Below are 7,938 nucleotides of genomic sequence, written 5' to 3' on the forward strand. Positions count from 1 at the left end.
GGCCAGGACCGCGACCACCGCCGGGGCGCGGCGCCGCAGGGCGAGCGCGGCCACCGCCACGACCGGGGCCACGGCGGCGACGTACGGCGTGAACGCGACCGCCTGCACCAGCGGGCCGCGTTCCAGCCCGGTCAGGCGTACCAGTGCCCACGCGGCGACCGGCGCGACGGCGAGCCAGCACGCGACGGTGGCGAGGCGGCCGCTCCGGGTGCCCGCGCGGGGCGGTCGCGGCAGGGTGATCATGGCGCTCAGGCTACCCGGATCAGGGACGGCGCGATGCCCTCCGAAACAATTTCGTGAATTGTTGCTCGCAATTTCCGGGCAGCTTTGCGGATCGGTCGGACACGCAATAGTGCTATTGACCGCCCGCATTTTCCGGTGCTAGGTTCCACCTGGTTGAGACGTCGCGACTCTCTGTAGTAAGGCCAGCTCACGAGCGGTGCGCTCCCGGCGGATACCCGATGATCCGCAATTTGACGCGCGCAGTCGCCGTATCACCACGGTCTACCAAGGGAGAACTCATGGCCACATTCTTGAAGCGAAAGGCGACGGTGGTGGCGCTCGCCGCGCTGTCGCTCAGCCTGGCCGCTGGCGGGATCGCCGCGGCCGCCCAGTCGGAGGCGAAGCCGCAGCCGGGTGCCCGGCACTCCACGGCGCAGCCGCCGGTGACCGCCGCCGAGCGGCAGGCCGCCCGCACCGCCATGCGGGCCACCCTGGCCCCACCGGCGGCCGGCCAGGTCGCCTGGGCCGTCGTGGCGGCAAACGGCACGCTGCTGCAGCACTCCGGCAACGTGGTGTCCTCGTTCCGGTTCGCCCCGGGCGTCGGGGTGTCCCCCGGGCAGTACCAGGTGCTGCTGGACTACAACGTGTCCGCCAAGGCGTACGTGGCGACGATCGGCACGAACGACACGGCGAACGTGCCGCCGGCCGGTGAGGTGTCGGTGGCGCCCCGCACGCTGACCCCGAACGCCGTCTTCGTGCAGACGCGCAGCTCCTCCGGCAGCGCCTCGGACCGGCCGTTCCACCTGGTCATCGCCAACTGACCCGTCCGGCACCGCACCGGCCCCCGCTCCGGCGGGGGCCGGTGTCGTGTTCCGTACCGGTCCGGCCGGTGCCGCGCCGCTTCGTGCCGTTCGCGCCCGGCTGGGGAGATGCTGCCGGTCCGGCCCTCCGACCACGGCCCAGGGGCCGATAATCCGACGTTTGTCGCCGGTCCGGCACGGGAAGCAAGCACCGTGACGGACATCTCGGACACCCCGGCCAGCGTGCTCAGCCCGGTCGACGCCGACGCGAGCGGCGTCGAGCTGGAACAGACCCTCGTCGAGGTCAAACGCGTGATCGTCGGGCAGGATCGGCTCGTCGACCGCCTGCTCACCGCCCTCGTCGCCGACGGGCACTGCCTGCTGGAGGGCGTACCGGGGGTGGCCAAGACACTGGCCGCCCAGACACTCGCCACAGTGGTCGGCGGCACGTTCTCCCGGATCCAGTTCACCCCCGACCTGGTCCCCTCCGACATCGTCGGCACCCGCATCTACCGCGCCTCCACCGAACAGTTCGACGTGGAGCTGGGGCCGATCATGGCGAACCTGGTGCTCGCCGACGAGATCAACCGGGCCCCGGCCAAGGTGCAGTCGGCGCTGCTCGAGGCGATGGCGGAGCGGCAGGTCTCCATCGCCGGCCGGAGCTGGCCGGTGCCGGACCCGTTCCTGGTCCTGGCCACCCAGAACCCGATCGAGTCCGAGGGCGTCTACCAGCTCCCCGAGGCGCAACGCGACCGCTTCCTGATGAAGGTCGTGGTCGACTACCCGAGCGACGCCGACGAACTGGCCATCCTCTACCGGATGAGCACCGACCGGCCCACCGCGCGTACCGTGCTCGACCCGGGCCGGCTGCGCGAACTCCAGCGCCGCGCGACGGACGTCTTCGTCCACCACGCGCTGGCCGAGTACGTGGTCCGCCTCATCCTCGCCACCCGCGACCCGGAGCGCTTCGGCCTGCCCGACGTCGCGCCCCTGCTGGCGTACGGGGCCAGCCCCCGGGCCACGCTCGGCCTGGTGGCCGCCGCCCGCGCGCAGGCGCTCATCCACGGCCGGGACTACGTGCTCCCCGAGGACATCCGGGGACTCGCGGTGGACGTGCTGGCGCACCGGCTCGTGCTCTCCTTCGACGCGATCGCCGACGGCATCTCCGGCGAGGACGTGGTACGCCGCGTCATCGAGGCGGTGCCGCCACCCCGGCTGGTGAACGGGCCCACCGAGACGGTGAACGACCTGGCGGCGGCATGACCGGCGGAGCCGAACCGGGACTTGCCGACCTCGCCCCGGACCAGCGGCTGCGCCGGCTGGAGCTGACGGTGACCCGGCGGCTCGACGGCCTGCTGCACGGCCGGTACCGCGGCCTGCTCCCCGGACCGGGCAGCGAGGCGGCCGGCAGCCGCGAGTACCGGCCCGGTGAGGACGAGGTACGCCGGATGGACTGGGCGGTCACCGCCCGGACCACCGTCCCGCACGTCCGCGAGGTCGACGCGGACCGGGAACTGACCACCTGGCTGCTCGTCGACGCCAGCCCCAGCATGGAGTACGGCACGTCCACACTGGACAAACGGGAACTGGCGGTGGCCGCCGTGGCGGCGATCGGCTTCCTCACCGCCGGCGTCGGCAACCGGCTCGGCGCCCAGGTGCTCACCACGGACGGGTTGCGCCGGTTCCCGGCCCGCAGCGGGCGTACCCATCTGCTCGGGCTGCTGCGCGCTCTGCTCGGCGCCCCGCGTACCGGCGACCTGCCGGACTCCGACGGCGCGGGCGCGGCCGGCGCGGGCCGGACCGACGCGGTGCCCGGCCTGGTCGACGGGCTGGACGGCCTTCAGCGCGTCGCCACCCGGCGCGGGCTCGTGGTGATCGTGTCCGACTTCCTCGACGAACTGCCCGACGACCCGGACGCCGCGCCGCCGCCGTGGGCCGCCGCGCTGCGCCGCCTCGCGGTACGGCACCAGGTGCTCGCGGTCGAGGTGACCGACCCGCGCGAGCTGGAACTGCCGGACGTCGGCCTGATCACGCTGGTCGACCCGGAGAGCGGCCGGCACCGCGAGGTGTGGACCGGCGACCCGGGCCTGCGCGAGCGGTACGCGCGCGCCGCCGCCGAGCAGCGCGACCAGGTACGCCGCACGCTGCGCCGGGCCGGCGCGACCCATCTGGCGCTGCGCACCGACCGGGACTGGTGCGCGGACGTCGTCCGGTACGTGCACGAGCAGCGCCGGCTGGCCACCGTGCCGGCCGCGGCCCGCGGAGGTGTCGCATGACCTGGCAGTCACCCGGCCGCCTCTGGCTGCTGCTCGCCGTCGTCGCGCTGGTCGCCGGCTACCTGGTGCTGCAACGGCGGCAGAGCCGGTACGCGGTGCGATTCACCAACCTGCGCCTGCTCGACCGGGTCGCCCCGCGCCGCCCGGCCTGGCGGCGGCACGTCCCGGCGGGTCTGTTCCTCGCCATGCTGGCGCTGCTCGTGGTCGGGTTCGCCCGGCCCGAGGCGGAGGTGCGGGTGCCCCGGGAGCGCGCCACGGTGATGGTCGCGGTGGACGTGTCCACCTCGATGCTCGCCGGTGACGTGGACCCGGACCGGCTGACCGCGGCCAAGGAGGCGGGCCGGCGGTTCGTCGACGGGCTGCCCGACGAGTTCAACGTCGGTCTCGTCGCGTTCGCCGGCAGCGCGGCCGTGCTGGTGCCGCCGAGCACCGACCGGGAGGCGCTGCACGACGGAATCGGGCGGCTGGCCGAGGGCATCACCGGCGTGCAGGGCACCGCCATCGGCGAGGCGATCAGCACTTCGCTCGGCGCGGTGAAGAGCCTGGACGCCACCGCCGCCAAGGACCCGCCGCCGGCCCGGATCATCATCCTCTCCGACGGCGCGAACACCTCCGGCATGGACCCGATGGAGGCCGCCGACCAGGCGGTCGCCGCGAAGGTGCCGGTGCACACCATCTCCTTCGGCACGCCCGGCGGCTCGGTCGACCGGGGCGGTCGCGCGATCCAGGTGCCGGTGGACGGCCAGACACTGCGGGCGGTCGCCGAGCAGACCGGCGGCGGCTTCCACGAGGCGTCCACCACCGCCGAGCTGAAGGACGTCTACGAGGACATCGGCACCTCGGTCGGCTACCGCACCGAGCGGCAGGACGTCTCGGCCCGCTTCATCGGCCTCGGACTGGTCCTGGCGATGGGCGCCGCGGCTGGCTCGCTGCGGTGGTTCTCCCGGCTGCCCTGACCCGCACACCACTACCGCACGACACGTGAGGAGCCAGGCATGGCAGTGCAGACCGGACTCGGCGAGCCACGCGGACCGTGGTTCGTCTCGCCGGAGCTGGACCCGGACGGGCGCGGCCACCGGGACGTACCCGGGGGCGGGCCGGAGGCCGGGCGGCGGAGCATGCGGCACCGGCTGCTGAGCGTGGCGGCGGTGGTGGCGCTCTCCACCGTCTCCGGCGCGGCGGCCGGCACCTGGGCGGCCGACCGGGGCGCGCCCGGACCGACGGCCGCGTCCGCCGCGCCGGTGCCGGCCGAGCTGGTCACCGCCGCCGGCAAGACGGTGCCGGGGGTGGTGTCGGTGATGGTCGGGGGCCGCTCCGGCGCGTCCGCGTCCGGCTCCGGGTTCGCCATCGACAACGAGCAGCACATCGTCACAAACGACCACATCCTGGCCCGGGGCGGCGCCGGCGCGGTGACTGTGGAGACCTCGGACGGGCGGCGCTTCCCGGCCGAGGTGGTGGGCCGGGAACCGGCGAGCGACCTCGCAGTGCTGAAGGTGCCAGCGTCGGCCGGGTTGCCGCCGTTGCCGCTGGCAAAGGCGAACTCGACGCGGGTGGGGGAGCCGGTGCTCGCGGTCGGGTCGCCGCTCGGGCTCGCCGGGACGGTCACCGCCGGCATCGTCAGCGCGCTGAACCGGCAGGTACGGATCGGCAACGGCCGGCACACCGCGGTGCAGACCGACGCCTCGATCAACCCGGGTAACTCCGGTGGTCCGCTGGTGAACGCGCGCGGTGAGGTGGTCGGCGTGAACACCGCGATCGCCACCATCGACGGCAACGGCTCCATCGGTATCGGCTTCGCCATCCCGATCGACCAGGTCCAGCAGACCGCCGACACCATCATCGGCCGGGGCGGCTGAGCCACCGGCGCGGTCTCCCCGCGCGGGGTGCTCCGGCGTCCCGCGCGGCGCTGACCTGCACAAGCGCCGCAAGATCGGTGCGAACTGTCGGATATCCGGCGTGGGATCATTGGGGCATAGAAATATTACGCTGAGTATGGATACTGGCGGAGGTGGAGCAAGCTGTCATTGCGGCCCTCCTCGTGGTGGGCCTGATCATCGGCGCCGGTGTCGGCGCGTCCTACGCGCGCGCGAAACGCGGCTGGACGGATTACCAGACCATCCGGACCAGCGTCCCCGGCGCCCGGCGCAACGCCTGGCTCGCGATCCGGGGCGTGGTCGTCAAGCTCGCGGTGATCGCCCTGCTGCTCGTCGGTGCGGCCGCGTACGCGGCGTCCGGCGGCGGCGAGGAACGGGCCGGTCCCACGCCGAGCGCCACCCCCACCCCGAGTCACCGCGCCGGGCGCTAGCCTCGGGGAGTGGACGACGGACTGCGGGTCACCGATCGGCTCACGGTGCCCGCCGCCGAGCTGCGCGAACGGTTCTCCCGCTCGTCCGGCCCGGGCGGGCAGGGTGTGAACACCACCGACTCCCGGGTGGAGCTGAGCTTCGACCTGGGCGGCTCGCCGAGCGTGCCGGAGGCGCTGCGGGAACGCGCGCTCGCCCGGCTTGAGGGCCGTCTGGTCGGCGGCGTGCTCACCGTCACCGCCAGCGAGCACCGCGCCCAGCTGGCCAACCGGGAGGCGGCCCGCGAACGGATGGCCACGCTGCTGCGCGAGGCCGTCGCCCCGCCGCCGAAGGCGCGCCGCCCGACCCGCCCCTCCCGTGGCGCGAAGGAGCGCCGTCTGGCCGAGAAGAAGCGCCAGTCCCAGCGCAAACGCGACCGCCGGGTGGACGGCGACTGACCGAAAATCCGTTGAGCCACCACGCGCGCCGCGCGGAGAATTCCGCCACGTGATCGACTTCTCCGTCAAGCCCACGCTCACCGGCGAGCTCGTCGTGCTGCGCCCGTTCCACGACGACGACCTGCCGGCGCTCGCCGAGATCCTGGCCGACCCGGAGGTGGCCCGGCTGACCGGCAGCCCGGCCGGCGAGACGTTCGAGCCGTCCCGGCTGCGCGCCTGGTACGGCACCCGCAACAGCCAGGACGACCGGCTCGACCTCGCCGTGGTGGACCGGGCCAGCGGCGCCTGCGTCGGCGAGGTGGTCCTCAACGAGTGGGACCGGACCAACGCCAGCTGCAACTTCCGCACGCTGATCGGCCCCGGCGGCCGCGACCGCGGCCTCGGCACCGAGGCGGTCCGGCTCATCGTCGGGTACGGCTTCGAGCAGCTCGGCCTGCACCGCATCGGCCTGGAGGTGTTCGCGTTCAACCCCCGTGCCCGGCGCGCCTACGAGAAGGTGGGCTTCGTCGCCGAGGGGATACTGCGGCAGGTGCTGCGCGACGGCGACGACTGGGTGGACGCCACAGTCATGTCGATCCTCGCCCCGGAGTGGAACCGGCACCGGGGGCACCCGGAGGGTTGAGCCGAAGGCGTCGAAGCGCTTCAATGCGTACGGGAGCTTCAGGGCCGTCACCGACCACCACGTCACAGTGACAGGAGTCCCTTCCGCATGTCCCGAAACCCCCTGCGCGCCGCGCTGACCGCGCTCGCCGCGCTGCTGCCGGTCCTCGCTCTCGGCCTCGCCCTCACCGCCACCACGCCCCCGGCCGCCGCGGCGGCCACCCCGGTCCGCGTCATGCCGCTGGGCGACTCCATCACCGGGTCGCCCGGCTGCTGGCGGGCGATGCTCTGGAACCGCCTCCAGTCCACCGGCCACACCGACGTCGACTTCGTCGGCACGCTCGGGCCGCAGGGCTGCGGCGTGCCGTACGACGGCGACAACGAGGGCCACGGCGGCTACCTCGCGACGAACGTGGCGAACCAGAACCTGCTGCCCGGCTGGCTTGCCGCCACCCGCCCGGACGTCGTGCTCATGCACTTCGGCACCAACGACGTGTGGAGCAACATCGCGCCCGCCACGATCCTGGCCGCGTACTCGAAGCTGGTGGACCAGATGCGGGCCGCCAACCCGGCCACCACGGTGCTGGTCGCGAAGATCATCCCGATGAACCCGGCGAGCTGCCCCGAGTGCGGCCAGCGGACCGTGGCGCTCAACGCGCTGATCGACGGCTGGGCGGCCGGGAAGACCACAGCCGCCTCCCCGATCGTGGTGGTCGACCAGTGGACCGGGTTCAGCACCGCCACCGACACGTACGACGGCGTGCACCCGAACGCCGCCGGCGACCAGAAGATGTCCGACAGGTGGTACCCGGCGCTGGTCGCCGCGTTGGGCCGCACCACGCCCGGTCCGACCACGTCCCCGACCGTCAGCCCCACCTCGTCGCCCACCGTCAGCCCCTCACCGACGACCAGCCCTTCACCCACGACCAGCCCGTCACCCACCACCGGCCCGACGTCCGCGCCCGGCGGCTGCACCGCCACCTGGCGGGTCGCCGGTCAGTGGCCGGGCGGCTTCCAGGGGGAGGTGACAGTCCGCAACGACGGCGCCGCGCCGATCGCCGGCTGGACCGTGCGCTTCCCGCTCACCGCGGGCCAGCGGATCAGCCAGGCGTGGAGCGCCGACGTGACACAGAGCGGAACCACTGTGACCGCCCGGAACGCGAGCTGGAACGGCGCCCTGGCCCCGGCCGCCCAGACCACGTTCGGGTTCCTCGCCGACGGTGCCGTCCCGAGCCCGGCACCGGCAGTGAGCTGCGCCGCGAACTGATCCCGCGCCGGCCGGCCCCGCGCTCAGCGGCGG

At 73.9% G+C, this 7,938-nt stretch carries 9 protein-coding genes and 1 pseudogene; 9 read left to right on the forward strand and 1 reads right to left on the reverse strand.

Going from position 1 to position 7,938, the window contains the following annotated elements:
* Positions 1–243: pseudogene (locus tag AC2CHG_RS28230) on the reverse strand (endonuclease/exonuclease/phosphatase family protein); the annotation flags it as partial.
* A 278-nt stretch (positions 244–521) separates the two neighbouring features.
* Between AC2CHG_RS28230 and AC2CHG_RS28235 the strand changes: the two are divergent.
* The 9 genes from AC2CHG_RS28235 to AC2CHG_RS28275 all read left to right on the forward strand — a co-directional run bounded on the left by AC2CHG_RS28235 (position 522) and on the right by AC2CHG_RS28275 (position 7,905).
* Positions 522–1,043 (forward strand): hypothetical protein, encoded by a 522-nt coding sequence (locus tag AC2CHG_RS28235; RefSeq protein ID WP_484525940.1) that lies wholly within the window; start codon positions 522–524, stop codon positions 1,041–1,043.
* A gap of 192 nt (positions 1,044–1,235) precedes the next feature.
* A complete protein-coding gene (locus AC2CHG_RS28240) occupies positions 1,236–2,285 on the forward strand; it encodes an AAA family ATPase (protein WP_194799664.1) in 1,050 nt (349 codons plus the stop codon).
* Positions 2,282–3,298, forward strand: a complete 1,017-nt coding sequence (locus tag AC2CHG_RS28245) for a DUF58 domain-containing protein (RefSeq protein ID WP_194799665.1) — start codon at positions 2,282–2,284, stop codon at positions 3,296–3,298. The genes AC2CHG_RS28240 and AC2CHG_RS28245 overlap by 4 nt, the downstream gene beginning before the upstream one ends.
* On the forward strand, positions 3,295–4,254 hold the full coding sequence (locus AC2CHG_RS28250) for a VWA domain-containing protein (protein ID WP_194799666.1): 960 nt from the start codon (positions 3,295–3,297) through the stop codon (positions 4,252–4,254). Before AC2CHG_RS28245 ends, AC2CHG_RS28250 begins: the two co-directional genes overlap by 4 nt.
* Before the next feature lie 39 nt (positions 4,255–4,293).
* Positions 4,294–5,154 (forward strand): S1C family serine protease, encoded by an 861-nt coding sequence (locus tag AC2CHG_RS28255; RefSeq protein WP_120571224.1) that lies wholly within the window; start codon positions 4,294–4,296, stop codon positions 5,152–5,154.
* 152 nt (positions 5,155–5,306) lie between these two features.
* Positions 5,307–5,603 carry a hypothetical protein gene (locus tag AC2CHG_RS28260; RefSeq protein WP_013284522.1) on the forward strand — a complete coding sequence of 99 codons (297 nt, stop codon included), beginning with the start codon at positions 5,307–5,309 and terminating at the stop codon, positions 5,601–5,603.
* 9 nt (positions 5,604–5,612) lie between these two features.
* Positions 5,613–6,038 carry an alternative ribosome rescue aminoacyl-tRNA hydrolase ArfB gene (arfB, locus tag AC2CHG_RS28265; RefSeq protein ID WP_194799667.1) on the forward strand — a complete coding sequence of 142 codons (426 nt, stop codon included), beginning with the start codon at positions 5,613–5,615 and terminating at the stop codon, positions 6,036–6,038.
* Positions 6,039–6,087: 49 nt separating this feature from the next.
* Complete coding sequence (locus tag AC2CHG_RS28270) at positions 6,088–6,660, forward strand: GNAT family N-acetyltransferase (protein ID WP_194799668.1); 573 nt, start codon at positions 6,088–6,090, stop codon at positions 6,658–6,660.
* A gap of 87 nt (positions 6,661–6,747) precedes the next feature.
* Positions 6,748–7,905 (forward strand): cellulose binding domain-containing protein, encoded by a 1,158-nt coding sequence (locus tag AC2CHG_RS28275; RefSeq protein WP_484525941.1) that lies wholly within the window; start codon positions 6,748–6,750, stop codon positions 7,903–7,905.
* Positions 7,906–7,938: the final 33 nt, after the last annotated feature.

This window comes from Micromonospora sp. ATLC20, from assembly GCF_057196585.1.